The following is a 26,576-nucleotide window of genomic DNA, read 5'->3' as shown; positions in this document are numbered from 1 at the left end:
AGCGTCAACCCATGTGCATGGGCTCGATTCAACGCAGTCACAGGTTATGAGGGACTGTGGAACATGATCGTTACTGCTAACTTTTTTAAAGAGGACCGACGGTGTTTAAACGGCAGTTCAATAGAATTTTATTATTCCCCTTGCGTGGTTGAATGTTCGTTCATCGTCGCGGAGAAGCCTGCTTGAACCGGCCTGGCGACCATCACTGTTTTACACAGGAAACAGGCTGAAAAGTGCAGTTATAAACAAACTCTATCAATCACTAAACCCTAGAGTACAGTTATAAGGATACATCAACATGTGGCCACATGACATCATTTAGATTATGGCATTAATATTTTGAATTTTTTGAAACTGCTGCGATCTGTTTTGCGAGTCGACAAAGCAGGAGCACCACAATGGCTGATGAAAAACACTACCGTATCGATTACCTGCTGCATGGCAGTTACAAGACGTTCTACATAAGGGCAGGCGCCATGGATAATAAAGAGGCCTGGCACTGGGCTTCAGTGGATGCCGGGTTCGGTGCGATCCCCAAGTACCGTTCCGATCCGGTGCCGAAGCTGAGCAAGCCTCAGGCTGAAAAGCTCGGTCTGTCGAACGTGGAGTGGGCGAGGGCTTGAATAGCCCTCGATCACCTCGATACGACGCTTACCGTCGTGCGTCACGATGCCGCACGACGGTATTACCCTTTTGCAAAGTCTACGGTCGCCCGACTGTCAGATGAACGGTTGTTTCCCGCCTGATTGACCTTAACACCCTCATTCGAATCATGCCTGCCGCAAGCGTCATGCCGGCAAAGCGCTCTCGCCCGCGATTCGCCCGAGGATTCTGACCTCACGTTAACCGTGGCTTGGTCGATAGCCCGAGTATCAGGCTATAGCACCCATTGAACTTCCTGATAGCCCACTGCTCTCAAGTGATGTCAATGTGCCTCTATCTGAATGGATGACCTCGTTCAGCACGGCACAGCTGCCCCGTACTACCCGTGATGCAAAGAAAGGAGCTTTTCCGCCCGGATCGGACACCCTAATTAAAAAGAGAACACTATGAACATCCTTTCGCCTGGTATCTACCTGACCAACCGCCTGCGTTTTCCTGCCAAGTTTGCCGTTTTAGCCATCATTATCGTCATCCCGCTGATCGTTCTCGGTCTTCGGGTTTTCAACAGCCTGAATGCAAGCATCGACACGGTCGCGCAAGAGCGCGTTGGCCGTGAGTACCTGCAATTGACCACGCCCGTTCTGCGACTTTCCATGCTCCAGCGTGCGGCCAGTAACCGTCTGCTGGCCGGCGATGCCTCTGCCGCTCAGGATATAACCAGCAACCGCGCTCAGCTCGAGACTGCTCTTGCTAACCTTGCCGACATGGATGCGCGACAAGGGCAGCAGCTGGAAACCGAGAACCGCGTACAGCGCCTGCGTGAAAGCACCCGCTCCCTGATGGACAGTATCAAGCCAGGCCTGTCGCAGGATGAAGTGTTCGCCCAGTGGAATGAGCAACTGGCCCAGACACTCAACTTTATCTACTACGTCTCGGCGACCTCGGGCATGGTGCTGGACGAAGATTACGCCTCGCTGTTTCTGATCGACCTGAGCACCATACGTATGCCCCGGGAAATCAACGTTGCCGGTCAGATCCGTGGTATTACGGCAGGTTTGATAACCGGTCAGGGGCTGAGTGTATCGATGCTTGGCTCGCTGGAGAGCCTGCTGAAGATCGAACTGCAATTTCGTGCGGAGCTGGAGCAAAGCATTCGACTGCTCAAGCGCCGTTCGCCAGAACTGGCCGCGCGCATCAGTGATCCGATCACTGCCTCTACTGCAGCGATGGACAGCTTTCGCGGCGACCTGCACGCGTACGTAAAAGGCACAGAGTTTTCGGTGCAGCAGGGGCAGGCGCTGAGTGCGCGCGGCAACGTCGTTGTCTCGGGCCTCTACAAGGCTCAGGACGAAATTCAGACTGCGCTTCAGGATGAGTTGAATACGCGCTACGACGCCCTGGTGCTGCAACGCGAAATCGTCATTGCCATGTGCGTGGTTATGGGTTTGTTGCTGCTCTATGCGTTCTGCAGTATCTACCGCGCCTTGCGCCTGACCATCGACAGCCTGCTGGGCGTAACCCGCCGTCTGGGCGAGGGCGATCTGAGTGCACGCGTAGCGGTCGTCAGCAAGGACGAAGTGGCGGATATCGCCAACGGCCTGAACCTGATGGCCGACGCCTTCGCCAGTTCCATCTCGCACATGGACCGTACCTCTTACGAACTGACTGATGTCGCGTCCCGGCTGGGCGCATCCATCGGCCTGGCCAAGCAATCCATGAACGCGCAGCAGGCTGAAACGGAGCAAGTGGCGACCGCGATCAACGAGATGACCGCGAGCGTCGCCGACGTGGCGCAGAACACCGAAGGTGCCGCACTGGCCGCCGATGAAGCGAACACCGCGTCACGTAACGGTCTGCGCATCATGCACCAGGCACACTCGACCATTCAGGCGCTGGCCGAAGAAGTCGAAGTCAGTGCCCAGAAAGTCCAGGCGCTGGCCCTGCACAGTCAGTCGATTGGTGGCGTTATCCAGGTCATCAGCACCATTGCCGATCAGACCAACCTGTTGGCCCTCAATGCCGCCATCGAAGCTGCACGGGCGGGCGAGCAGGGTCGCGGGTTTGCCGTGGTGGCTGATGAAGTCCGCACGCTGGCTTCGCGCACTCAGGCGTCGACCGAAGAAATTCGCGGCATCATCCAGCAACTGCAAGGTGCGACCGATGCTGCCGTGCAGCAGATGCAGGCCGGCCAGCAGAAGGCTCATGCGTGCATCAGTGCCGCCAGTGATGCTTCGGGCAGCCTGTCGAGCATCAGTCAGGGCGTGGAGCGTATTGTCGAGATGAACACGCAGATCGCCAGTGCTGCCGTGCAGCAGCATGCGGTTTCCGAAGACATCAACCGCAATGTCATGGAGATTCGTAACAGCTCCGGGACGTTGATGCTGGGTATCGATAACAATGCGGTCACCGCCGATGAGCTGGCGCGGGTCGCCAGCGACATGCGCAATGTCGTGGCGCGTTTCAAGCTGACTGCCTGATTGAATCGGGGGCTGTTCAGCCCCCGATTTCCCTCCCTAATCGGCGCGCTCGCGCGGATTGCCTTTTTCCGATCAAGTTTTGCTCTTCTGCGGCCGATAGCTCTGGCGCGCGGGTTTGCTGTCCATAAAAACAAATCTCAGCTCTTTCGTTGCGCACAAAAAAGCATTTTCAGGAGATTTTATGAACAGCAGATTTGCGAATATCAGCGTCAACATGAAGTTGGCATTGGGCTTTGGGACCGTTCTTTTCTTCACGGCTGTCCTCGCCCTTGTGGGCTGGACCAGCCTCGACAAGCTCATCTATCGCACCGACCGAATCGGCGATATCACCAGGCTGAGTGACAACCTGACCACTCTGCGAGTCGCGCGTCTGCAATACATGCTGACGGACCGCGATGAAACCGCAGCACAGAACATGCAAAGCAAGCTGGATGTGTTCAAGGCGCAGCAGCAATCACTGCTCGTCAGCTTCAACAACCCGGTCAACCTCAAGCCGCTGCGCGAACTGGCCGATGTCACTCGCGACTATGAAGCATCCCTGAACAGCATGCGCGCGGCGTACCAGGCCGGGGCCAAAGTGCGCAACGAGATGACCGCCAATGGTACAGCAGCGATGCAGGCCGTCGAGTCGTTGAACAATGCGGTCATGCAGATCGATCCTTCTGATCCGGCACGCTTCGATCTGGCCCAGTTGGCAAACAGCGCTCGGCAAGACCTGGTTCTGGTGCGTTATGAAGTGCGCGGTTATACCGGCAATCCGAACGACAAGACCGAGACAGCAGCCTTCCAGCAGCTCGATAGCGCGATCAGTCATCTGGACAGGCTCAAAGCCGCTTTTGGCACTGCCAACCGCGAACAGATCGCACAGTTTGAAAGCGCTCTGCGCAATTACCGCAGCTCGGTCGATGCCTTCAAGGCAACCACTCAGACAGCTGCGAGCGTGCGCAAGGATCTGACCACTCAAGGCGCCACCATCGTCAAACTGGGCGAAGAGTTGTACGGCCTGCAGATGCAGATGGGCAAGGAAGACACCGCTCACGCGCGCAGCCTGCAGATGGGGTGTGTGGTGTTGGTCATGCTGCTGGGCATTCTCGCCGCTGTGGTCATCACGCGTCAGATCACTCGCCCATTGCGCGATACGCTGGCCATCGTTGAACGTATTGCCTCCGGCGACCTGACCCATACCGAAGCGGTCACCCGACGCGATGAACTGGGCGTCTTGCAGCAAGGCATCCAGCGCATGGGTACGACGCTGCGTGAACTGATCTCTGGTATTCGCGATGGCGTCACGCAGATTGCCAGCGCGGCCGAAGAACTGTCGGCGGTTACCGAGCAGACCAGTGCAGGGGTCAACAGCCAGAAGGTCGAGACCGACCAGGTGGCCACCGCCATGCATGAAATGTCGGCGACCGTGCACGAAGTGGCGCGCAATGCCGAGCAGGCGTCCGTGGCGGCTTCCGATGCCGACAAGCAGGCGCGTGAAGGCGACAAGGTCGTAGGCGAGGCCATCCAGCAGATCGAACGACTGGCCGCCGAGGTGGTTCGCTCATCTGACGCAATGAACGTGCTTGAGCAGGAAAGTGACAAGATCGGCAAGGTCATGGATGTGATCAAGGCGGTCGCCGAACAGACCAACCTGCTGGCCCTCAACGCCGCCATCGAAGCCGCGCGCGCCGGGGAAGCCGGCCGGGGTTTTGCCGTGGTGGCCGACGAAGTTCGCGGTCTGGCGCAACGTACCCAGCAGTCCACCGAAGAAATCGAAGGGCTGGTGTCGGCATTGCAGAATGGCACGCGTCAGGTGTCGGGCATCATGCTCGGCAGCCGCACGCTGACAGACAGCAGTGTCGAACTGACGCGCAGGGCCGGTACGTCGCTTGAGAGCATCACCCGTACGGTGTCGAGCATTCAGGCGATGAACCAGCAGATCGCCGCCGCCGCCGAACAGCAAAGCTCGGTGGCCGACGAAATCAGCCGCAGCATCGTCAACGTTCGCGACGTCTCCGAACAGACCGCCGAAGCCAGCGAAGAAACCGCAGCCTCCAGCGTCGAACTGGCACGCCTCGGTGGCCAGCTGCAGATGATGGTCAGCCACTTCCGGGTGTGATCCATCTGACGGTCATGCCCACGCGGAGCAGACGGACACTGTCGTTGCGCACGCTCCAGCGTGGGGATGTATTTCGTGCCGCTGCGCGTTACATCTCCAGGCCGCACCGCTTTCTCAAGAGAGGACGCAGAGCGTCCAGAACGGCATGCGACGCGGAGCGTCGCACGATGGTGGAACGGACACCTGTCGTTCCTCACGCTCCAGCGTGGGCACGATAATGTTCTTTTGCGCGACGCTAAACTGGCCTGAATAACGGGGCGATAGTTATATAACTATACGTTGGTATACCTCACTCATACTTACAGATAAACATGAGCTACTTTTGCAGGTTTCTACTGTTGATCGAAACGCTATAAGCTTTACCTCACTGTCCGGCAACTATTAACTCACGGCCTTTATCTGTTATCGCTGACTGCCTGTTTGCTTATAAAACGGGTGGGTCTGCGTCTGCGCGGCCGGCTCGAGGTGAGCAATGCATTCGATATTTGAATTCGGTAAAAGCCTGCGGACGCCCCGTTTCGTAAAACCCGGTGCACGCACGCCTTATTGGGCCGATGGTATTTGCCTGGCCATTCTGACGCTGTTCATTGGCCTGTTCATTTATGGCCTTGGCCAGATGATGCAGCCGCTGACCGTGCTGAATTCCAGCCCCATGAGCCTCGACCCGGCGCGCCTGCCCGAATATGCCTTGCGCACCACGCTACGTATGTTCATCGCGCTGGGCGCTTCGTTGATCTTCACTTTTGTCGTGGCCACGCTGGCCGCCAAAAGTCGCAAGGCCGAGCAGGTGATCATCCCGGCGCTGGATATTCTTCAGTCGGTGCCGGTGCTGGGTTTTCTGACGTTCACCGTGACCTTCTTCATGGGCCTGTTCCCCGGTCGGCAGATGGGCGTCGAATGCGCAGCGATCTTTGCCATCTTCACCAGCCAGGCCTGGAACCTCGCGTTCAGTTTCTATCAGTCACTGCGTACTGTGCCCAGTGACCTGAACGAAGTCAGCCGTCAGTTCGGGCTGTCTGCAGTACTGCGCTTCACTCGCCTGGAACTGCCATTCGCCATTCCGGGACTGGTGTGGAACATGATGATGTCGATGTCCGGCGGCTGGTTTTTCGTGGTCGCCTGCGAGGCCATTTCGGTCGGCGACACCACGGTCAATCTGCCGGGTATCGGTTCCTGGCTGGCGCTGGCCATCGAGCAGAAAAACCTGACCGCGATTGCCTGGGCAGTGGGCGCAATGGCGCTGGTGATTCTGGCCTATGACCAATTGCTGTTCAGGCCTATCGTCGCCTGGGCGGACAAATTCCGCTTCGAGCAAACCGCATCGTCGAAGCGTCCGCGCTCATGGATGTACAGCCTGCTGGGCCGTTCCCGTGTGGCACCGATGCTGGGTTCGGTCCTGGCTGCACCGTGGAAGTGCCTGATGCTGATCGACTGGCGCGTGTTCTCCCGGCTGTGGAAAGTGAAGCTCACCCCAGGCGTCGCCCGTGTGCTCGACTACGTGTGGCTGGGGCTGGTCATGGCTGCCTGCCTGGCTGGCAGTGTGTACCTGTTCAGGTTCATCGAGGCGTCACTGGGCGCCAGCGACATGGTCACGGCCTTTGGTCTGGGCCTGGCGACGATGGTGCGTGTGATCGTACTGATCGTTATCGCAAGCCTGATCTGGGTCCCCGTCGGTATCTGGATCGGCCTGCGTCCGGTCTGGGCTGAACGCTTGCAGCCAATCGCGCAGTTCATGGCGGCGTTCCCGGCCAACGTTCTGTTTCCTTTTGCGGTGATCGCGATTGTCGGCCTGCACCTGAACCCGGACATCTGGCTGTCGCCGCTGATGGTGCTCGGCACCCAGTGGTACATCCTGTTCAACGTGATCGCCGGGGCCAGTGCCTTGCCGACTGACCTGCGCGAAGCGGCGACCATGTTCAACATGCGCGGCTGGCAGTGGTGGCGCCGTGTCGCGCTGCCCGGCGTGTTTCCCTACTACATCACCGGTGCGCTGACCGCGTCGGGTGGTTCGTGGAACGCCAGTATCGTCGCCGAAGCGGTTTCCTGGGGCGATCAGCATCTGGAAGCGGCAGGCCTGGGGTCATACATCGCCAATGCGACCCAGGCGGGTGACTTTCCGCGCGTTGCGCTGGGCATCGTGGTCATGTCGGTCTTCGTGATTGCGTTCAACCGGTTGCTGTGGCGCCCGCTGTACGGGTTTGCCGAGCGACGTCTGAGTCTTGTCTGATCTTGTGTAAGGGGAGGGCGCCATCATGATGGCTGTCGAAACGCGTTGCCTGGTAGATGTTCAGAAAGTCCGACATGTGTACGGCAAAGGCAGCAAAGAGCGCCTGGTGCTGGATGACGTGACACTGACGCTCAACGAGAACGAAATAGTGGGCCTGCTGGGCCGGTCCGGCTCGGGCAAGTCGACCCTGTTGCGCTCCATCGCCGGGCTGGTGGTGCCCACCGAAGGTGAGGTGAATTTCCCGCGTCGTGCGCAAGGGCGGGCGATGTCGGTGGGCATGGTGTTCCAGAGCTTTGCGCTGTTTCCCTGGCTGACCGTGCTGGAAAACGTCGAAGTCGGCCTTGAAGCACAAGGTGTGCCCGCTGCGGTACGCCGCAAGCGCGCACTGGCGGCCATCGATCTGATCGGCCTGGACGGTTTCGAGAGCGCTTACCCCAAGGAGCTCTCCGGAGGCATGCGTCAGCGGGTGGGTATGGCGCGCGCGCTGGTCATCGATCCTGACGTGCTGTTGATGGACGAACCGTTTTCCGCGCTCGACGTGCTCACCGCCGAAACCCTGCGCACTGACTTGCTGGACATGTGGAGCGAAGGGCGCATGCCCATCAAGTCGATCCTGATGGTGACGCATAACATCGCCGAAGCCGTGCTGATGTGCGACCGCATCCTGCTGTTCTCCTCCAATCCTGGGCGGGTAATCAGCGAGATAAAAGTCGACCTGCCTCAACCGCGCAACCGCCAGGACCCGATCTTCCGGGCGCTGGTGGAAGAAATCTACGTGCTGATGACCCAGGACAACGACGCCGGCGAGATTCGTCAGGGCGTGTTTCCGGGCACCGGGCTGGGAATGGTGTTGCCGCAGGTTTCCACCAACGCACTGGCCGGGCTGATCGAGGCGATTCACGCGCCGCCCTACAGCCTGAAGGCCGACCTGCCGGAACTGGCCGCTGCGCTGCACTACAATGCCGACGAGCTGTTCCCGATTGCCGAGGTGCTGCAACTACTGCGCTTCGCTGAACTGAAGGGCGGCGACATTCGCCTGCTGCCAGCCGCCAATCGCTATGCGCTGGCGGATGTCGACGAGCGCAAGCAACTGTTCGCCCAGCACCTGCTGAGCTTCGTGCCGCTGGTGGCGCACATTCGGCGGGTGCTGGATGATCGTCCCACGCACACAGCACCGGCACGGCGCTTTCGCGATCAACTCGAAGACTTCATGTCTGAAAGCGATGCCATGCAGACCCTCAACGCAGTGATTCAATGGGGGCGCTACGCGGAGTTGTTTGCCTATGACGAACTGGCCGATCAGTTCAGCCTGGACAACCCGTCCTGAGGTTTGTAGGACATACTCAACGGGCCTTTTGCAACCAGCGGGATGATGCGCATGCGTGAACCGGAATCCTACGGCAAGGCCGCTATGGCGGTGCGGCTGATCGCGTTGCTGATGCTGGCGCTGGTCATTGCGGTTGCCGACACCTTGACCGACCTGGAAATCGCCGTGGGCGTATTCCAGATTGTTGTGGTGCTGCTGGCGGTCAGGTTCCTGCCGGCCACAGGCGTTATCGCGATGGCGTTGCTGTGCATGGTGCTGACCGTGATCAGTTACGAGATGACGACCTCCAGAGGCAGTGAGGCGTCCGGGCTGATCAATTGCATTATCAGCCTGGCGGCCATCGCCATGACCACCTGGCTGGCGCTGCGCATGGCGCTGGCCATCCGCTCGGTACATGAGGCGCGCTCACAGCTGGCGCGGATCGCACGGGTCAATCAACTGGGTGAACTGACGGCGTCCATTGCCCACGAGGTCAATCAGCCGCTGTCGGCCATTGTCACCAGCGGCAATGCCTGTCAGCGCTGGCTGGCCACCGAGCCGGTCAATCTGGAAAAGGCCCGGCAGGCCGTCGACCGCATGATCAGTGACGCGAACCGCGCAGGCGACATCATCGTGCGGGTGCGCGCCCTGGCGAAGCGTTCGTCCACTCACAAGGAGTGGATCAGCGTGGCCGATACCGTCGCCGAGATCGTGGCGCTGGCACACAGCGAGATAGAGGGGCAGGGCGTCGCACTTCTGGTCGACGTTCCGGAGGGCCTGCCGCCGCTGCTGGCTGATCGGGTGCAGATCCAGCAAGTGTTGCTGAACCTGATGCTCAACGGCGTCGATGCGATGAAAAAGCTCGAGGCGGATCAGGCGCAACTGGAGATTCGGGTGGGCTGGCATGACGGCGGCGATATCGGATTTGCGGTCAGCGACAGTGGTATCGGCGTGCAGCCGGAAAACATCCATCGGTTGTTCGACGCGTTCTACACCACCAAGGAGGAAGGCATGGGGATCGGTCTGGCGATCAGTCGTTCGATCATCGAAGCTCATGGCGGACGCATCTGGGTCACGCCCAACCCTGCAATCGGTGCTACGTTTCACTTCACCCTGCCCACCGGAAAGATGGAAACCTGATGAGCACAGCCGCCACCGCCTCACCGACCGAAGAGCCGATCATCTACGTCCTCGATGACGACCTGTCGGTGCGCTCCTCGCTGGAGGACCTGCTGGCCTCGGTCGGATTGCGCAGCATGCTGTTCGGCTCGACCCGCGAGTTTCTGGACACCCCGCGCCCTGATGCGCCGGGCTGCCTGATTCTGGACATCCGCATGCCGGGCATGAGTGGCCTGGATTTTCAGGAGCATATGGCCAGGTCAGGGATTTCCCTGCCGGTCATTTTCATCACCGGGCATGGCGACATTCCCATGTCCGTGCGGGCCATGAAGGCCGGTGCGGTGGAGTTTCTGACCAAGCCCTTCCGTGATCAGGACTTGCTCGACGCCATTCAGCAGGGGTTGGCGCAGGATCGCAGCCGGCGCCAGAGTGCCGCCGTCGAAGCCGAATTGCAGCGCCGCCACGCCAGCCTCAATCTCGGTGAGCACCAGGTGATGGAGCTGGTGGTCAGCGGCCTGCTCAACAAACAGATTGCAGCCCGGCTGAACGTGAGTGAAATCACCGTCAAGGTCCGCCGTGGTTCGGTGATGCGCAAGATGGAAGCCGATTCCCTGGCCGACCTCGTCAAGTTCGCCGAGCGCCTCAAAGAGCTGCACTGATCGACGACTCACACCGAGCCCTCATCGTTATACACAAGTCCGCTTTTGATTCTGGCCGGAGGCCGCTACAGCCTCCATAAACAGGACGTTTGTACTCAGCAGCTCACTAGTTCACCAACTGCGGCAGTACGTAGTTGCGCACCACGTACAACGAGCCTTCTGCGCTCAAGTGCCCCGAGTCGATCTGCAGCAGAGAGCGGTTGTCTTCCAGGCGTACCCGGCAGGCATCGGCGACGCACAGTTTGTCGATCAGTGACACGAACTGGATGCCTGCCGATGCGGCCAGTGCGCGGGTTGCCTGATCCACCAGCATGACGCTTTGATCCAGAGCCGGATCGCGGATGTGCGATTCGCTCAGCCCCCAATGACGGTTGGCGATGACACTGGGCAGCGACGGGTTCCACTGCGGGACCGGGCCGATCAGCACGATATGCTTCACGCCAAGGCTCTTGAGCCGGGTCGCGATCTGCGTCCAGTCGGTCTTGTCGTGCCCGTCCTTCTGCGCGATGACCACGATGTCCGGACGCAGCCTTCCGATGCCCTGCAGGGCCGTTCTGTTGGAATAGTCACAGGCCCTGCTGGTCGCCGATGTGCGTCCTTGATGGTCACTCAGAGCGGGGCGGCAACTGGCCGAGGCGACCTGATAGAAGGGCGTACTGTGCGTCAGCAAGGTACGCAAGCCGAGCGACAGCGCCTGTGCGTGAGAATCGCCCCACAGGAACACGCCACCCACCCCCTGTTTGCGGGTGCAGGCTTCGTCGATGGCTGACTGGCCGCGCTGGGTCAGGGCAGAGAAGGCATCACATTTCAGCCAGTAAGGCTCGTACAGGTTGTGCTGGCGATCAGCGTATTCCTGAATGAAACGTGCCTTGTCCGAAACGCTGACCGGGCGCAGGGGCGATACCACGCCGCCAGTCGCACTCACCAGTGTTCCGCCGACGAACAGCAGAGCGATCAGCGTGCCGAACGCGTTACGTCTGCTGCGCTGATCAGACGACGGTCTGCTGGCGGGCTGCTCGATCAGCCGCCATGAAACCATACCCAGCGTCACGGCCACGCCGATGCCCACCAACACGGTGCGGGTCTCGCCCAGTAACCCGGCGTCATTCATCCACACCACCACCGGCCAGTGCCACAGGTACAGCGAGTACGACCGTGTGCCGGTCCATTGGGCCAGCGGGTTACAGGTCAGCAGCGAGTCGTTGCGTGCGGCGACGATCACCGCGAACGTCCCCAGCACCGGCATCAGCACCAGATAACCCGGCCATGTGTCCTGCACGGACAGCAGAAAGAAACCGGCCACGATCAGCGTCAGTCCGATGTGTTCCAGAACGCGCTGCTGCAGGGCCTTCAATTGCAGTGGGAACAGGCAGGCGACGCCACCTGCCAGCAACTCCCAGGCGCGGGTCGGCAGCAGGTAAAACGCTGCCTCCGGCCATTGCGAGGAGGCCGACACGCACGCCACAAAGCCTGTCAGGCTTGCGCCCAGTACCCACCAGCGCAGGTTGTGCAGCGCGACGAAGCGACTGAGCATCAGCAGCGCAATCGGGTACAGCAGGTAGAACTGCCATTCCACCGACAGCGACCAGGTGTGCAGCAGCCATTTCTCATGGGCACTGGCGGTGAAATACCCCGCCTCACGCCAATAGACAATGTTGGAAACGAACCCCAGGCTGCTCGCCACGTGTGTGCCCAGCGCGCGGTAGTCCAGCGGTAGCAGGGAAAACCAGCCCAGCAGCAGCAAGGCAAAACACAGCACAGCGAGGGCCGGGACGATGCGTCTGGCCCGTGACGTATAGAACGCCGCCAGCCTGAATTTACCGCTCCTCAAGCCGCGCAGGATGATCCCTGTGATCAGATACCCCGAGATCACGAAAAACACATCCACACCGGCAAAGCCGCCAGGCAGCCAGTCAGGGTGGAAGTGGAAGAGCAGCACCGCAATCACCGCGATGGCGCGCAGGCCATTGATGTCTTTTCTGAAGTCCATTGGAGAAAGCCATCCGTTGACTGATCGTGAGGAAGAGGGGCCGGAGATCAGCCGAAACTTGTCGGCGGCCAGCGTGGTGGTGATGCGGTGGCGGTCAGCGGGCAGTCGATGACAGTCCGGGCGTATGGCTCGCAGAAGGTTGTCTGCCGGCAATCACATGACCAATGGCCAGGCCGATGAACAGGTTGGCGGCAGCGACCTCGAACATGTCGGTGGTCCAGCTGATCAGGCACCAGCAGAAGCTGATCGCCAGCAGCATATGGCCGACACGGGTCTGATCATCGATCAGTCGGAACAACAGCGGAATCTGCAGCGCATACAGCAGCAAACCGAGCACGCCCAGCATTGCCCAGAGGTACAGGGCGGAGCTGTCCATACCGAGAAAGACCCCGGCACCGTCCACCGGAAACAGCCCCATCGTGCTGCCGACCATGCCGAAGCCTGCGCCGCTGATCATCCAGCCTTCGCGACTCATCGCATTGATCAGGCCGGGCCAGGTGTTGATCATCCGGTCATACAGCGAGGCCAGAGAGCCGCCGCTGCTGACCGCGTAGGCATCAGGGCTCACAATCAGGCCCAGTGCCGGCAACAGCAGACCGATGCCTACCACCACGGTGCACACTGTCCTGCAGGTCCAGCTCATCCTCCGCAACAACAGCAGCACCATGGTCAGCGCGAAGGCCGCGGCTGGCGCTTTGCTGGTGGTCAGCACGATGGCGTAAAGCGCCACCGCACTCAGCAACAACATCATCAGGCGCGAGCGCAGGAACATGATCAGGTACAGCGTGTAGAAGGCGATCATGATCGACAGCACGTTGGACACTCTGGCGAAACCGGCAATGCGATCCACCTCGTCCGCACTCCATGAGGTATTGGCGCTCAACTGGGTTTCACCGACGCTGTAGCTGTAGCCCTTCCATGGCACAGAGGTGAGCTTGTCCAGGGCAATCCCCAGCAGCGAAGCCAGCAGGCAGAACGCAATGGCGCGGTACAACAGCTTGCGGCGATACAGCAGGTGCCGGCCACATACCAGGCCGAACACCAGCGGGCTCAGCGCGAACAGGCTGAACGCCAGGTTGTGCACGCTGGCGCGATGCAGCATGGCCAGCAGCCCGGAAAGCAGCCACAGGATCGTGAATGTCCAGAACAGCTTTCCTGCCCTGAAGGTGCGCAGTTCGAGCGCAAACAGCAGGATGCAGGCGGCTTTGGGCAGATAGAGCAGGGGACTGAGGCCTGCCTGATCGAAGTAGAAGCGCAAGGCCCCAGAGAAGGTCTCGACCAGCATCAGGCTGATGGCGACCCACACCACCACCGTGGACTTGTCAAAGGACATCAACGACGACCTGGCGTCGACGCCGTTCGCAGTATTCATCGCCATGCTGGCTGCCTTGTGAAATACGTAAGGGGAATTGCGCGGACAAAGCTACCGCCCGACGATCACGGGAACGTGTCGACACAGGCAGGCTTTGGGAGATGGGGGTCTGGAGCGGACGCTCGCAACGGCATGACAACAGGTATATCAGTCGCAGTTGGGGCAACTGTCAATTAATTAGTCAGGATTAGTGGTTATGCGCCGCACGCCCGGTGCCCGGGACAGGACGCGGAGCGTCCGGAACGGCATGCCCACGCTGGAGCATGGGCACCATAGTGTTCCTGAGAACCCCTACCGCTCCTCACGCTCCAGCCCAGACACTTATCGTTCCTCACGCTCCGCGTGGGAGTGCCCTTCGTGACGCTCTCCGTCACCCATCTGCGGACTACGGGTATTTACGTTTGTCCGGTGCAGGCGGGAAGTACTGATAGAGCCAGGTCTCGCTCAGCGTACGGTCGCCAGTGCGGATGAACATGCGCATTTCGACCGGCTCGACCGAGTCGCTGTCCGGTACCCAGTCGAAGGTGACGCGGTAGCCCTTGATGTCCGGCAGCACGAGGATGTTGAAGTCCTGCACCTTGCCATGAGTGACCGTGACGATGGGTTCGATCCCGGTGCCTTCCGGCAAGCGATCCAGGCCGCCGCCGTTGAAGTCCACCGCGAAGCGGCGGGCCCAGGTTTTCGGGTAATGCTCGCCCGGTGCCCAGCCTTCGAGGAAGCCGCCCATGCCTGAACGTGTCGCGTGGACCTGTGCCAGCGGCGTGCTCACCGGCGGCAGCGGGCTCCAGAACAGCTTGTAGCCGTAGTTCATCGAATCCCCGGCCTTGACCGGCGTCTTCGGTGTCCAGAACACCACGATGTTGTCCATCGTCTCGCCGGTGGTCGGCAGCTCCAGCAGGCTGACTTCGCCTTCGCCCCACGCCGTGATCGGCTCGACCCACAGGCTTGGACGGCGGCTGTACCAGACGACCGTGTCCTGATAGCTGGAGAATTCGTGATCGCTCTGCACCAGCCCGAAGCCTTTCGGATCGGTGTCGGAGAACGCACTGAATTGTGGTTTGGCCGGGTTGTTCAGCGGACGGCAGATCCACTCACCGTTGCCGCGCCACATCGACAGGCGATCCGAGTCGTGGATTTGCGGGTGGATGGTGTCGCACATGCGGCGTTCGTGAGTGCCGCAGCTGAACATGCTGGTCATCGGTGAAATGCCCAGCTGCTGGATATCGGTACGCGCATTGACGTGCGCGTCGATTTCCATGACCACCTGGCCAGCCTGACAGTCGATATCGAAACGGTAGGCACCGGTCGCGCTCGGCGAATCGAGCAGTGCGTAAACCACGAAGCGTGTCGCGTTCTTGTCCGGCGTTTCGAACCAGAACTTGGTGAAGTCCGGGAATTCTTCCTGACGCTTGGCGTAACTGTCGATGGCCAGGCCGCGGGCCGAGAGGCCGTATTGCTTGTTGCTGTCCACAGCACGGAAGTAGCTGGCGCCGAGGAACGAGACGACGTCATTGATGGCGATTTCAGGCGCCTTGAACAGTTTGAAACCGGCAAAGCCCAGGTCGCCCTTGACCAGGTTCTTGTCGATGCCGCTGTTCTCGTAGTTGAACAGGTCATGGCGGAAGTGCACTTCGCGCGCCTGCTTGCTCTGCGGATCGACGCTGTACATGCGTACGGGCGTCTTGAAGCCCATGCCGACGTGGAAGAAATGCACGTCGAGCTGGCCATGGACGTCTTTCCACAGCGAGTGATTCGGGTCGTAGCGGATGGCATTGAATTGCTGCGGCGTCATGTTCGCAAGTACCGGTGGCAGCACCTGCTTGTTGCTCACATACCCTTTGCTCGCAAGCTTCTTGGCATGCGCCTGCAACTCTGCAAAATCGAAGTGTTCGATCTCGCCATCGGCTGCGGCGGCCAGTGCGCGCGCAGCAAAAAGCCCTGAGGCCGATACGCTGCCGTAGGCGGCCAACGCCACGGACGCTTTCAGGAGATTTCTGCGATTCATAAAGGTGAAGCCTCTGAGTAATTCTGTGCGTCCTGCACAAAAAATGGCGCGCCAACGACTCCTTGCCGAACGCAAACTACCCACAACAGATAACAAAGACGAGATACGGTTCGGAAATCGGCCAAAAAAAAACGCCGATCATGGGTAATGAATCCGGCGTATTGACGGCTATAACGCTGTTTTTTTCCTCGCTTTAGACTAATCGATTAAGCGCATCGCCGCTTGGCGCAAGGCTTTCAGACGATCGGGGCCAGAAGCACCGATCAACTCGATGCCTTCGGCCGACGCTAAAAACTTTTTTGCCAAGCAATATTCAGCAATCATTTTGCTGGCGTGCGGGCCCACGACCTGCACGACTTCAGCTCGATTTTCCCGTTGGGCAGCGCCGCTATCGCACATTCGTTCAGCTAATAGTCCTGACGAAAGTTTCACTCCGCGTGTTATATCGTAACGCTATGATTCACTGGCATTCAGATGCCAATGCAGGGCTCTCCAAAGGGCGATAAATAAGCGGGTGCCGGGGTAGTGATGCGGGTTGATTTGGATGAGCACGAAGGCCTTGAAGGCCTGCCGCGTTTTCAAATGGCGGTGCAACAGGTTCGGCGTCTGGGACGATTGATGTATGTGACCGGTGGGGCAGGAGCGTTCGGGCTGCTGCTGGCGTTGTCCATCGATCTGTTTTCCCCCGGCTCTTTGTGGATGGCTGTGCTGTGCAACGCCTCGGTGGCGTTGTTTCTGCTCACGGCGGGCTTGCAGTCGGCGCGGCATGTCGCGCTGTGGCGGGCTCGCGCGCTGCGTTCGCCGGATGCGGACACGCTCAATGAAAACCTGTCTGCTGGCGACGAGAGCGGCTGGTACGAGCGCCTGCTTGAACGGCTGAGTGACTCCGGCAAATCGCTGGTCAGGCACGTGGGCAGCTCGGCCCTGTGGCTTGCCGGTTGGGCGGTGCTGGCGTTGATCGTCGTTCGCGCCTTCTGGAACCTGGCGCTGTCCGGCGCCGACCTCTCCACCGCCGGTAGCCTGGCCGGCAGCGTTATGCTGCTGTTGGCGTTCGGGCTGCTGGTCATCGAGCGGCAATTGAGCAGCGAGTCCGACAGTCAGTCGCCGGAGGCCGGTGCGCTGGCGCAACTGGTGCGCATGACGCTGATCGTCCTGCTGATCGGCGCGCTGTGCCTGTTTTTCTCCAGTGCAGAACGTGTCTGGCCCGCGCGGCTGGCGGTGTTGATGGGCCTGCTGCCGCTTGGCGTGGCGCTGGAGTTCCTGCTGCGCGCTGTGCTGTCGGTGTTCAGCCCGCGCAACCCACGCAGCGAACCGCGCCTGCTGGCCGCCAGTTTCATCGCTGACCTGTTGCGCTGGCCGCCGCGCCCGCTGCTCGCCCTGCAGCACGAACTGCACAACCGTTTCGGCATCGATCTGCGCCAGATCTGGGCCTTTACCTACATGCGTCGCGCCTTTTTGCCGGTGCTGGCGGTGGTCGCAGCGCTGGGCTGGGTGCTGAGTGGCGTGCATGAAATCCCCATGCAGGGACGGGGCATTTATGAACGCTTTGGCAAGCCGGTCGACGTATTCGGTCCCGGTCTGCATGTGGGGTTGCCCTGGCCGTTCGGGCGCGTGCTGGCGGTTGAAAACGGCGTGGTTCATGAGCTGGCGACCAGCGTTTCTGCCGCCGACACTTTCGAGCAAACGCTGGACCCGGCCGAAGGCCCGCCACCGGGCAGCGCCAACCGTCTGTGGGATGCCAGCCATATCAACGAAAAATCCCAGGTCATTGCCAGCAGTGCCGGCGACAAGCAGAGCTTTCAGATCGTCAACATGGACGTGCGGTTCGTCTATCGCATCGGCCTGACAGATGCCGCAGCCATGGCGTCGACCTATAACAGCGCTGACATTCCGGCCTTGATTCGCAGCACGGCCAGCCGGGTGCTGGTGCATGATTTTGCTTCGCGCACGCTGGATGAACTGCTCGGCGAACAGCGTAGCGAGCTGGCCGATGACATCGGCAAGGCCGTGCAGGCCGATTTGCAGCGTCTGGACAGCGGCGTCGAATTGCTCGCCACGGTGGTTGAAGCCATCCACCCGCCCGCCGGAGCTGCCAACGCCTATCATGCTGTTCAGGCTGCGCAGATCGGTGCACAGGCGCTGATCTCCCGCGAACGCGGCGCGGCCAGCGACAAGGCCAATCAGGCGCAACTCAATGCCAGCGTGGCGCGTGATCAGGCCAGTGCCGCCGCCCGCGAAATTCTGGCCGGCGCACAGGGTGCAGACCTGCGCTTCAGTGCTGAACGTCAGGCCTATGCCAAGGCAGGCCAGGCGTTTTTGCTGGAGCAATACCTGGCCCAACTGACCGAGGGCCTGGGCAATGCGAAGTTGCTGATACTGGATCATCGTCTGGGCGGCGACAGTGCGCCGACCATCGACCTGCGTACCTTCACCCCACCGGCAGACCCAACGGCGCCGCGTAAAGCCGTTCAGTAAGGAGTCGTCCCTTGAGTCTGTTTCATCATCATCACGATCACGCCGACCACGATAGCCATGACAGTCACGGCCATGGCGGCCACGGTCATCACCACCATCATCATGGCGCGAGCGGCCCGGCAGCGTTCCCCTGGCGCCGGGCAAGCCTGGCTGCGCTGCTGATCGCGTTTGCGATTGCGGCAGCGAGCCTGGTGCAGGTGCGTTCGGGCGAGGCGACTGTCGTCACGCGCTTCGGCAACCCGTCCCGCGTCCTGCTGGAGCCGGGCCTCAACTGGCGCTGGCCGGCACCGTTCGAGGCGACCATCCCGGTGGACCTGCGCCTGCGAACCACCTCCAGCGGTCTGCAGGACGTCGGTACCCGCGATGGCTTGCGCATCATCGTTCAGGCCTACGTGGCGTGGCAGGTGCAGGGCGACGCCGACAACGTGCAGCGCTTCATGCGCGCGGTACAGAACCAGCCCGACGAAGCGGCGCGGCAGATCCGCACTTTTGTCGGTTCGGCGCTGGAAACCACGGCGAGCAGTTTCGACCTCTCCAGCCTGGTGAATACCGACGCCAGCAAGGTGAATATCACCGCCTTCGAAAATCAGCTGCGCCAGCAGATCGATCAGCAACTGCTGGCGACTTACGGGGTGCGTGTCCTGCAGGTCGGCGTGGAACGACTGACCCTGCCTTCGGTGACGCTCAACGCTACCGTGGACCGCATGCGCGCCGAGCGCGAGACCATCGCCACCGAGCGCACCGCCGTGGGCAAGCGAGAGGCGGCGCAGATTCGTTCGGCCGCCGAGCGCGACGCACGGATTGTCGAAGCCGATGCCACGGTCAAGGCGGCCGATATCGAAGCACAGTCGCGGGTTGAAGCCGCGCAGATCTATGGCCGTGCCTATGCGGGCTCGCCGCAGCTCTACAACCTGCTGCGCTCGCTGGACACGCTGGGCACCATCGTAACGCCCGGCACGCGTCTGATACTGCGTACCGACGCCGCGCCGTTCCGCGTGCTGGTGGACGGCCCGCCGACGCTGGATGGCAAGAGCGGAACGCAGCCATGAGCCAGCCGGTCGACGAAGCCGTGGCGCAGCGCCCGCCAGTGAACAGCCCCTGGTTGCAGGCGAGTCGTCTGGCGTTTATGGGGCTGTATGGCGTGACACTGCTCGCCGCGCTGGCCTGGGCGACGTCCAACGTGCGCCAGATCGACCCACAGAACCGCGCGGTGGTCATGCACTTCGGCGCGATCGAGCGGGTTCAGAACGCAGGATTGCTGGTCGCCTGGCCACAGCCGTTCGAACAGGTGGTGCTGCTGCCTTCGGCTGATCGGGTGATCGAGCGGCGCGTGGAAACCCTGCTGCGTTCGCCTGCCGCGTTGAAGGCCGATGAAGTCGCGACCCTGTCGGCACCCATGAGCGATGCACTGGCAGGCTCCGGTTTTCTGCTGACTGGCGATGCCGGTGTGGTGCAACTGGACGTCACGGTGTTTTACAAAGTGACTGACCCTACTGCCTTCGTGTTGCAAGGCGAGCATGTACTGCCCGCGCTGGACCGGTTGGTCAATCGCAGCGCTGTGGCGCTGACGGCAGCGCGGGATCTGGACACCATTCTGGTTGCCCGTCCCGAGCTGATCGGTGCTGACAGCCAGGCTGCCGAGCGCCGTGAGCGGCTGCGTGGTGACCTGGTGCGCGGCATCAATCAGCGTCTGGCCGAGCTCAAGGCGACCGGCATGGGCATCGGTGTCGAGGTCGCTCGGGTGGATGTGCAATCGAGCCTGCCGACCTCCGCAGTCAATGCGTTCAATGCCGTGCTGACGGCCAGTCAGCAGGCCGATCAGGCCGTGGCCAACGCGCGGACTGATGCCGAAAAGCTGACCCAGACCGCCAATCAACAGGCCGACCGAACCCTGCAAGTGGCGCACGCACAAGCGTCCGAGCGTCTGGCCAAGGCGCAGGCGGCCACTGCAACGGTCGTCAGCCTGACCCAATCAGCCGAAACCCGCAGCGACCCCGGTCTGATGCAACGCCTCTACCGTGAACGCGTACCGGTCATTCTGCATCAGGCGGGTTCGGTAACCACGGTCGACCCCAAAGACGATTCCCGCCTGATCATTCAGGGAGCACCACAATGAGTGGCGAAGCCGTTCACACCCACGAAGCCGGCCAGCCGCAAGCGCCTGGCAGTCTGCTGAGCAGCGCAGAACAGCGCAGTGCCGCCCGGCAGCTAACCCTCGCGATGCTGGCCTTGGGTTTGCTGGGATTGGGACTGGTCTGGCGGTTTTTTGCCTCGGAGCAGGAAGGTGTCAGCCAGTTGCTCTTGGGCGCTGCATCACTGTTGGTGGCAATACCGGTGATCAGCGCCGGCTGGCACAGCTTGCGGCATCCGAGCCTGCACGGCATCACCGACCAGTTGATCGCGCTGGCGATGCTCGGTGCCTGGGCCACCGGTGACCTGATGACCGCCGCCTTGCTGCCGATCATCATGATCTTCGGCCATGTGCTGGAAGAGCGCAGTGTGATCGGCTCGCAAGAGGCCATCGAAGCGCTGGGGCGCCTGACCCGCAGCCAGGCGCGTTTGCTGAGCGCCGACGGCAGTGTGCGCGAGGTCGACAACGCGACGCTGAAAGCCGGCGATCAGGTGGAGGTACGGGCGGGCGACCGCGTTCCGGCGGACGGTCGGGTGCTGTCCGGGCAAGCCAGTCTGGATACGTCGTCGATCACCGGCGAATCGGTCCCGCTGGAAGCCATCGTCGGGGTCGAGGTGTTCGGTGGCGCCATCAATCTGGACGGCCTGCTGCGCATTGAAGTGACCCGCATCGGCGATCAGTCCACGCTGGGCAAGGTCATCGCGCTGATGCAGAGCGCAGAGCGTTCCAAGCCGCCTATCACGCGTCTGCTGGAGCGTTACGCGGGCAGTTACATGGTGCTGGTCTTGCTGATCGCGGCGCTGACCTGGTTTATCACTCAGGATGCGCAGGCGATGCTGGCGGTGCTGGTTGCGGCCTGTCCCTGCGCGCTGGTGCTTTCGGCACCCGCCACTGCCATTGCTGGTATTGCGGTTGCGGCACGGCACGGAATTCTGATCCGCAGTTCGGCGTTTCTTGAAGAACTGGCTGACCTCAACTCACTGGTTGTGGACAAGACTGGCACCCTGACCTACGGTCGTCTGCGCCTGCAGTCTGTGCAGGCCGACGGTCCACAGCATCCGCAATTGCTGGCGCTGGCCGCGAGCCTCGGGTCGGCCAGCAGCCACCCGGTGAGCCGGGCTTTGGCCGGGCTGGTGGACAACGCCCGGCTGCTGCCGTTGACCGACACCCGTGAGCGTCAGGGCCTGGGGGTGGTGGCGTCGACGGAGCAGGGCGATGCGGCATTGGGCCGCCCGGAGTTGTTCGCACAGATGGGCATCGTCACGCCTGCCGTCCCTGCACATGACGGCCCGCTGGCCGGGCTGTCGCTGGACGGTGTTTTTCTCGCCTGGCTGCTGCTGGCCGACAGCGTCAAACCCGAAGCCCAGGCGGCACTGTTTGAGTTGCGCGGCCTGGGCCTGGGGCGGCAATTGCTGTTGACCGGTGATCGGCAGAGCGTGGCCGACAACCTGGCGCACGATATCGGCATCGCTGACGTGCAGGCGCAGGCGCTGCCTGAAGACAAACTCAATCGCGTCATGGGTGAGATTGCCAGCGGGTTCCGGCCGATGGTGGTGGGCGACGGGGTCAACGATTCGCTGGCCTTGAAGGCGGGCGTGGTCGGCGTGGCGATGGGCGCGGGTGGCGCGGATATCGCGCTGGCGTCCGCCGACATCGTGCTGATCGGCAGCGATCTGCGCCGCCTGGGCACCTGCGTGCGACTCAGCCGCCAGTGTCGTCAGACCCTGCAGGTCAACGTCATCATCGGGCTGGGCTGGACGTTGGCGATCGTGGCACTGGCCGCCTTTGGTCTGCTTGGTGCTGCGGGTGCGATGGTCGCAGCTATCCTGCACAATCTAAGCACCCTGTTGGTATTGGGCAACGCCGGACGTTTGCTGCGCTTTCAGGAGCCATTGCTCAAGCTCGACGACGCGGGTGTGCAGCATCAGGTCTCACGCCTGCGCTGATGATCAGTGCGTCAAACGGCTTGAGCTTTGACGAATTCTGTTACAGATTAAGCGCTATGTTTCATTGCGTGATCCAAATTCAGGCTGACTCTCGGCTCGAATCAGAGGGCACAAGGCTGTTCCCCTGCAGTTGATTCATAGCAGTTTTGCCGTCGCCAATGCCTTTTCGGGCCCTTTTGCGGGGCCCTTGCTGGATTACTCTTTTTTGAGTTTCTGGATAAGGGGGTGATTTTGAAATGCTTACACAACTTCCAACGACATTGCAGAACCTTCATCTGCCGTTGCGGCTGCGGCTCTGGGACGGTCATCAGATGGACCTCGGGCCTTCGCCCAGCGTCACGATAGTCGTCAAGGATCCGCAACTGGTCTCCGACTTCAGCCACCCCAGCCTGGGCCTGCTCGGCAGCGCGTTCGTGGAGGGACGGCTGGAGCTGGAGGGGTCAATCAGCGAAGTGGTCCGGGTCTGCGATGAACTGACCCACGCGCTGGTGGACGATGACGACAGCGCAGGCAATCCGGTCCGGGTCGAGCATGACAAGGACACTGATGCGGCGTCGATTGCCTATCACTACGATGTTTCCAACGACTTCTACCAGCTCTGGCTCGACAGAGAGATGGTCTACTCCTGCGCGTATTTCAAGACCGGCGACGAATCGCTGGAGCAGGCGCAGCAGGATAAATTCCACCACCTGTGCCGCAAGTTGCGGCTCCAGCGCGGTGAGTACCTGCTGGACGTTGGCTGCGGCTGGGGCGGGCTGGCGCGTTTTGCTGCTCGCGAATACGGCGTGAAGGTCTTCGGCATCACCCTGAGCCAGCAACAATTGGCGCTGGCCCGCGAGCGGGTTCAAGCCGAAGGTCTGCAGGACAAGGTCGACCTGCAACTGCTCGATTACCGTGACCTGCCGCAGGATGCGCGCTTCGACAAGGTGGTCAGTGTCGGCATGTTCGAGCACGTCGGGCATGCCAACCTGCCGTTGTACGCGCAACGCCTGTTCGGCGCGGTGAAGGAGGGCGGCCTGGTGATGAATCACGGCATCACCGCGCGGCACACCGACGGTCGTCCTGTCGGGCGTGGTGCCGGCGAGTTCATCGACCGCTATGTTTTCCCCAATGGCGAGCTGCCGCACCTGGCCATGATCAGCGCCCAGATCAGCGAAGCCGGACTTGAAGTGGTCGACGTCGAAAGCCTGCGCCCGCACTACGCGAAAACCCTCGAGCACTGGAGCGCACGACTGGAAGCCCGGCTCGACGAAGCCGCGCGCATCGTGCCCCAACAGACCCTGCGGATCTGGCGGCTATACCTCGCAGGCTGTGCCTATGGATTCACCAAAGGCTGGATCAACCTGCACCAGATACTCGCCGTAAAACCCTTCGCCGACGGCAAGACCGGGCTACCGCTGACGCGTGAGGATATTTATGGGTGAGCTTTAGTTACGAGCGCCGAGGCTGGTGGATCTGAGAGTACTCAGTGTGTTGAGCATGCAAGGCGGCGTCCGTCCTCCGTAAGCCGATTAGCAGAGGGTTACGATGCGCTCGAATATGTCTTTCATGGGGCCATAGTTCACGTTGACGCCATCGATATTGGCGCTTACCCATTCCGCCTGGCTAACGGTTGCCCAATCGAGCTCATAGCCTGCAGACAAGGCAAGGTGCTCAAAGAGAATGCGCTGAACCCTGCCGTTGCCTTCGCGGAAGGGGTGGATCATATTGAGCTCACAGTAATACTCTGCCAAGCCTCCACAAAAAGCGTCTTTGTCCAATGCGCCTAACCAGTTGTTATTCTGAAGGCTGGCAAAAATTTTTGCCGCCTCCGCCTCAATTCGTGCACAGGTACAAAAGCGAGTTCCACCTTTTGAAATATCGACACTTCTGAGGTTTCCGGCCCACTCGTAGAGGTCGGAAAATAGCAGGTGATGCAACTGTTTTAAATTATCGAGACTGTAAGGCGGTGCGACGTACTTGACGCGATTAACGGTAATGGCCGTGATGTCTCGTTCTGCTGCTTCAAGGTCATCCATGTCTTGAATGTTCAGCTTGTTTTTCAGTACCGGTGAGGCGGGATAGCAATAGTGGTCATGACAAGCATCGTATCTGTCCATTGATCATCTTCTGTGCTTGGCCAGTATCATCTCCAAAGACGTTTTCTCGTCCGTGGGGGGTATGTGGATTCCTTCCAGTTTCGAACTGTTTATGAAATTTCTGTGTTTCTTCTCTTCAAAGCGCTTATGCGGGTCGACCGTAAAACCGAGAACATACAGTGAGCATGTTTGTATCAGCCGGTCGAGCTCCGCTTGATTGTGTGCCGTTATTTGAAAACCCAGGCTTTTTGAAATTTTACGTTTTGCGTCCCTGAAGGTGTTCTCGTGGGCAGCCATGTGAACGGAGGTCTTACTCGTCCAGAGTGCGGTTTTCAGAACATTCAGTTTCGAGAATAACGCAACCCAGCCGTTGACCCCGAGCTTCAACATCAACTGAGTTTCGATGCATCTCTTCACTTCAATAAATGTTCCGAGTTTTTGCAGGTCGTCGATTCGATCAGCTTGTAACACCTGCTGCAGTGACGCCTTCATCTTGAGCCTCGTAAAATCCGTCGATGCGCGTGGTTACCAAAATTCTAGTGAAAACTCATTGGTTATCCAATGGTTGAGGTGCAACAAGTCGTACGCCTTAATCTTCACAGAATCGGTGAAATCAGCCGCGCCACGCGCATACCCAGTTGATGCAGACGTCGCGTCTCGTGGCTTTCCTGCACGGAGATTTCGCGGGCGAGGTTAAAGTCAGCGGTGAGCATGGATTCCACCTGGCTGGAGAAGTCGCTGTCGACCGTCAGCAGCATCAATTCGAAGTTGAGGCGGAACGAGCGGTTGTCGAGGTTGGCGCTGCCGATGGCGGTAATCTCGTTGTCGACCAGGACGACCTTTTGATGCAGGAAGCCCGGTTCGTAGCGGAATACCCGCACTCCGGCACGCACAGCATCGAAGGCGTACAGACTTGAAGCGGCATACACCACGTAATGGTCGGGGCGCGACGGCAGCAGCAGGCGCACGTCCACGCCGCGCAACACTGCCAGGGTCAGCGCAGCGGTGACGGCTTCGTCAGGGATGAAGTAGGGGCTGGTGATCCACACGCGTTCTTCGGCCGCGTGGATGGCTTCCACGAAGAACAGCGAGCAGGTCTCCTGCGCATCAGCCGGGCCACTGGTCAGCAACTGGCAAAGCACACCGTCTTCGGGAAATTCATCAGGCAGGCTGAGCGGTGGTAGTTCGCGGGTGGCCCAGAACCAGTCTTCGGCGAACGACTCCTGCAAGCAGGCGACCACCGGGCCGATGACTTGCACATGAGTATCGCGCCATGGGGCCAGCGGCGGCTTCAGGCCCATGTATTCATCACCCACGTTATGACCGCCTATATAGCCTTTCAGGCCATCGACGACGACGATCTTGCGGTGGTTGCGGAAGTTGATCTGAAAGCGATTGAGCCAGCCGCCGCGTGTGGCGAAGGCTTTTATCTGCACGCCACCGTCGCGCAGCTTATCGATATAGGCACCTGGCAGAGCGTGGCTGCCGATGCGGTCGTAAAGTACAAAGATCGCCACGCCTTCGGCGGCTTTTTCCAGCAGCAGCGATTGCAGCTCGCGCCCGAGTTTGTCGTCATGAATGATGAAGAACTGAATCAGGATGGTCTTTTTCGCTTCACGGATGGCCTGAAAAATGGCCCCGAAGGTTTCCTCGCCATTGATCAGCAACTTGACCTTGTTGTTGGCCAGCGCCGGCATGTTGCCCAGCTTGGGCATCGCACGCAGTGCCGCATAGGCATCTGATCGACGCGCAGCCACAGCTTCTTCCATCCATGGGCGCCAGTTGAGGCTGCCGATCGCGATCCGCATTTCCTGGTTGGCCTGGCGGCGCGCCTTGATGTACGCGTCGAATGAGCTTCGGCCGAACACCAGATAAGGCAGCAAGGTGAAATAGGGAATGAACAGCAGCGGCATCGCCCAGGCAATTGCGCCTTGGGAAGTCCGCACCGTCAGCAATGCATGGATGGCGGCACCTGTACCGAGTAAATGAATGAAACCCAGGACGTAACCGAAAAAGTACGGGTCGTGATAATCCATGTGGAACAATGCTCCTCGCCTTTGCTGCCTAACAGACCACAGCTGAAC

General features: G+C 60.5%; 19 protein-coding genes and 1 pseudogene. 13 read left to right on the top strand and 7 right to left on the bottom strand.

Features of this window, described 5'->3' with window-relative positions:
- The first annotated feature begins 398 nt into the window (after positions 1-398).
- The 8 genes and pseudogenes from GE543_RS08630 to GE543_RS08595 all read left to right on the top strand — a co-directional run bounded on the left by GE543_RS08630 (position 399) and on the right by GE543_RS08595 (position 10,495).
- Entirely contained in the window at positions 399-623 is a 225-nt protein-coding gene (locus GE543_RS08630) for a DUF6555 family protein (protein WP_003316018.1), read from the top strand.
- 426 nt (positions 624-1,049) lie between these two features.
- Positions 1,050-3,080: a methyl-accepting chemotaxis protein gene (locus GE543_RS08625; protein WP_153221223.1), complete on the top strand. Its 2,031-nt coding sequence runs from the start codon at positions 1,050-1,052 to the stop codon at positions 3,078-3,080.
- A gap of 181 nt (positions 3,081-3,261) precedes the next feature.
- Positions 3,262-4,281 (top strand): annotated as a pseudogene (locus GE543_RS27785) (methyl-accepting chemotaxis protein); the annotation flags it as partial.
- 39 nt (positions 4,282-4,320) lie between these two features.
- Entirely contained in the window at positions 4,321-5,184 is an 864-nt protein-coding gene (locus GE543_RS27780) for a methyl-accepting chemotaxis protein (protein ID WP_370737590.1), read from the top strand.
- 472 nt (positions 5,185-5,656) lie between these two features.
- Positions 5,657-7,411: an ABC transporter permease subunit gene (locus GE543_RS08610; protein ID WP_153221221.1), complete on the top strand. Its 1,755-nt coding sequence runs from the start codon at positions 5,657-5,659 to the stop codon at positions 7,409-7,411.
- A gap of 22 nt (positions 7,412-7,433) precedes the next feature.
- Complete coding sequence (locus GE543_RS08605) at positions 7,434-8,738, top strand: AAA-associated domain-containing protein (RefSeq protein WP_024649883.1); 1,305 nt, start codon at positions 7,434-7,436, stop codon at positions 8,736-8,738.
- A 51-nt stretch (positions 8,739-8,789) separates the two neighbouring features.
- The gene (locus GE543_RS08600; RefSeq protein ID WP_024665760.1) at positions 8,790-9,857 is read left to right on the top strand and encodes a sensor histidine kinase; all 1,068 of its coding nucleotides are present in this window, start codon (positions 8,790-8,792) and stop codon (positions 9,855-9,857) included.
- Positions 9,857-10,495, top strand: a complete 639-nt coding sequence (locus GE543_RS08595; protein WP_153221220.1) for a response regulator transcription factor — start codon at positions 9,857-9,859, stop codon at positions 10,493-10,495. Before GE543_RS08600 ends, GE543_RS08595 begins: the two co-directional genes overlap by 1 nt.
- A 106-nt stretch (positions 10,496-10,601) precedes the next feature.
- On the opposite strand, the gene GE543_RS08590 is transcribed toward GE543_RS08595, so the two are convergent.
- From GE543_RS08590 to GE543_RS08575, 4 genes are all read right to left on the bottom strand, one after another.
- Positions 10,602-12,485 (bottom strand): acyltransferase family protein, encoded by a 1,884-nt coding sequence (locus tag GE543_RS08590; protein WP_153221219.1) that lies wholly within the window; start codon positions 12,483-12,485, stop codon positions 10,602-10,604.
- A gap of 94 nt (positions 12,486-12,579) precedes the next feature.
- Complete coding sequence (locus tag GE543_RS08585) at positions 12,580-13,863, bottom strand: hypothetical protein (protein WP_178118567.1); 1,284 nt, start codon at positions 13,861-13,863, stop codon at positions 12,580-12,582.
- A gap of 379 nt (positions 13,864-14,242) precedes the next feature.
- Positions 14,243-15,862 carry a glucan biosynthesis protein D gene (locus GE543_RS08580; protein WP_153221218.1) on the bottom strand — a complete coding sequence of 540 codons (1,620 nt, stop codon included), beginning with the start codon at positions 15,860-15,862 and terminating at the stop codon, positions 14,243-14,245.
- A gap of 198 nt (positions 15,863-16,060) precedes the next feature.
- Positions 16,061-16,216: a hypothetical protein gene (locus GE543_RS08575; protein WP_162885373.1), complete on the bottom strand. Its 156-nt coding sequence runs from the start codon at positions 16,214-16,216 to the stop codon at positions 16,061-16,063.
- 174 nt (positions 16,217-16,390) lie between these two features.
- Here GE543_RS08575 and hflK (GE543_RS08570) point away from each other — a divergent pair, with 174 nt between their 5' ends.
- The 5 genes from hflK (GE543_RS08570) to cfaB all read left to right on the top strand — a co-directional run bounded on the left by hflK (GE543_RS08570) (position 16,391) and on the right by cfaB (position 23,838).
- Complete coding sequence (gene hflK / locus GE543_RS08570) at positions 16,391-18,337, top strand: protease modulator HflK (RefSeq protein ID WP_153221216.1); 1,947 nt, start codon at positions 16,391-16,393, stop codon at positions 18,335-18,337.
- Positions 18,338-18,348: 11 nt separating this feature from the next.
- Positions 18,349-19,386 (top strand): protease modulator HflC, encoded by a 1,038-nt coding sequence (gene hflC / locus GE543_RS08565; protein ID WP_011269416.1) that lies wholly within the window; start codon positions 18,349-18,351, stop codon positions 19,384-19,386.
- A complete protein-coding gene (hflK, locus tag GE543_RS08560) occupies positions 19,383-20,453 on the top strand; it encodes a protease modulator HflK (RefSeq protein ID WP_046271140.1) in 1,071 nt (356 codons plus the stop codon). The genes hflC and hflK (GE543_RS08560) overlap by 4 nt, the downstream gene beginning before the upstream one ends.
- The gene (locus GE543_RS08555) at positions 20,450-22,414 is read left to right on the top strand and encodes a heavy metal translocating P-type ATPase (RefSeq protein ID WP_153221215.1); all 1,965 of its coding nucleotides are present in this window, start codon (positions 20,450-20,452) and stop codon (positions 22,412-22,414) included. The genes hflK (GE543_RS08560) and GE543_RS08555 overlap by 4 nt, the downstream gene beginning before the upstream one ends.
- A gap of 236 nt (positions 22,415-22,650) precedes the next feature.
- Positions 22,651-23,838 carry a C17 cyclopropane fatty acid synthase CfaB gene (gene cfaB, locus GE543_RS08550; RefSeq protein ID WP_153221214.1) on the top strand — a complete coding sequence of 396 codons (1,188 nt, stop codon included), beginning with the start codon at positions 22,651-22,653 and terminating at the stop codon, positions 23,836-23,838.
- A gap of 87 nt (positions 23,839-23,925) precedes the next feature.
- Here cfaB and GE543_RS08545 read toward each other — a convergent pair whose 3' ends face one another.
- From GE543_RS08545 to cls, 3 genes are all read right to left on the bottom strand, one after another.
- Entirely contained in the window at positions 23,926-24,513 is a 588-nt protein-coding gene (locus tag GE543_RS08545) for a putative adenosine monophosphate-protein transferase Fic (RefSeq protein WP_046271137.1), read from the bottom strand.
- A gap of 3 nt (positions 24,514-24,516) precedes the next feature.
- On the bottom strand, positions 24,517-24,984 hold the full coding sequence (locus GE543_RS08540) for a YhfG family protein (RefSeq protein WP_153221213.1): 468 nt from the start codon (positions 24,982-24,984) through the stop codon (positions 24,517-24,519).
- A gap of 104 nt (positions 24,985-25,088) precedes the next feature.
- Entirely contained in the window at positions 25,089-26,528 is a 1,440-nt protein-coding gene (gene cls, locus GE543_RS08535; protein ID WP_100073155.1) for a cardiolipin synthase, read from the bottom strand.
- Between the last annotated feature and the right edge of the window lie 48 nt (positions 26,529-26,576).

The organism is Pseudomonas sp. SZ57 (assembly GCF_009495975.1).
Lineage (GTDB): Bacteria > Pseudomonadota > Gammaproteobacteria > Pseudomonadales > Pseudomonadaceae > Aquipseudomonas > Aquipseudomonas syringae.
This window is presented reverse-complemented; position numbering and strand designations above follow the sequence as displayed.

Bases quoted from the DNA above. Each gene is read 5' to 3' on its own strand.
- GE543_RS08590 (WP_153221219.1), bottom strand. From the start codon at position 12,485: ATGGACTTCAGAAAAGACATCAATGGCCTGCGCGCCATCGCGGTGATT.
- GE543_RS08545 (WP_046271137.1), bottom strand. From the start codon at position 24,513: ATGGACAGATACGATGCTTGTCATGACCACTATTGCTATCCCGCCTCA.
- GE543_RS08555 (WP_153221215.1), top strand. From the start codon at position 20,450: ATGAGTGGCGAAGCCGTTCACACCCACGAAGCCGGCCAGCCGCAAGCG.
- hflK (WP_046271140.1), top strand. From the start codon at position 19,383: ATGAGCCAGCCGGTCGACGAAGCCGTGGCGCAGCGCCCGCCAGTGAAC.
- GE543_RS08595 (WP_153221220.1), top strand. From the start codon at position 9,857: ATGAGCACAGCCGCCACCGCCTCACCGACCGAAGAGCCGATCATCTAC.
- cfaB (WP_153221214.1), top strand. From the start codon at position 22,651: ATGCTTACACAACTTCCAACGACATTGCAGAACCTTCATCTGCCGTTG.
- GE543_RS08580 (WP_153221218.1), bottom strand. From the start codon at position 15,862: ATGAATCGCAGAAATCTCCTGAAAGCGTCCGTGGCGTTGGCCGCCTAC.
- cls (WP_100073155.1), bottom strand. From the start codon at position 26,528: ATGGATTATCACGACCCGTACTTTTTCGGTTACGTCCTGGGTTTCATT.
- GE543_RS27780 (WP_370737590.1), top strand. From the start codon at position 4,321: ATGGGTACGACGCTGCGTGAACTGATCTCTGGTATTCGCGATGGCGTC.
- GE543_RS08540 (WP_153221213.1), bottom strand. From the start codon at position 24,984: ATGAAGGCGTCACTGCAGCAGGTGTTACAAGCTGATCGAATCGACGAC.
- GE543_RS08585 (WP_178118567.1), bottom strand. From the start codon at position 13,863: ATGGCGATGAATACTGCGAACGGCGTCGACGCCAGGTCGTCGTTGATG.
- GE543_RS08625 (WP_153221223.1), top strand. From the start codon at position 1,050: ATGAACATCCTTTCGCCTGGTATCTACCTGACCAACCGCCTGCGTTTT.
- GE543_RS08630 (WP_003316018.1), top strand. From the start codon at position 399: ATGGCTGATGAAAAACACTACCGTATCGATTACCTGCTGCATGGCAGT.
- GE543_RS08600 (WP_024665760.1), top strand. From the start codon at position 8,790: ATGCGTGAACCGGAATCCTACGGCAAGGCCGCTATGGCGGTGCGGCTG.
- GE543_RS08610 (WP_153221221.1), top strand. From the start codon at position 5,657: ATGCATTCGATATTTGAATTCGGTAAAAGCCTGCGGACGCCCCGTTTC.
- hflK (WP_153221216.1), top strand. From the start codon at position 16,391: ATGCGGGTTGATTTGGATGAGCACGAAGGCCTTGAAGGCCTGCCGCGT.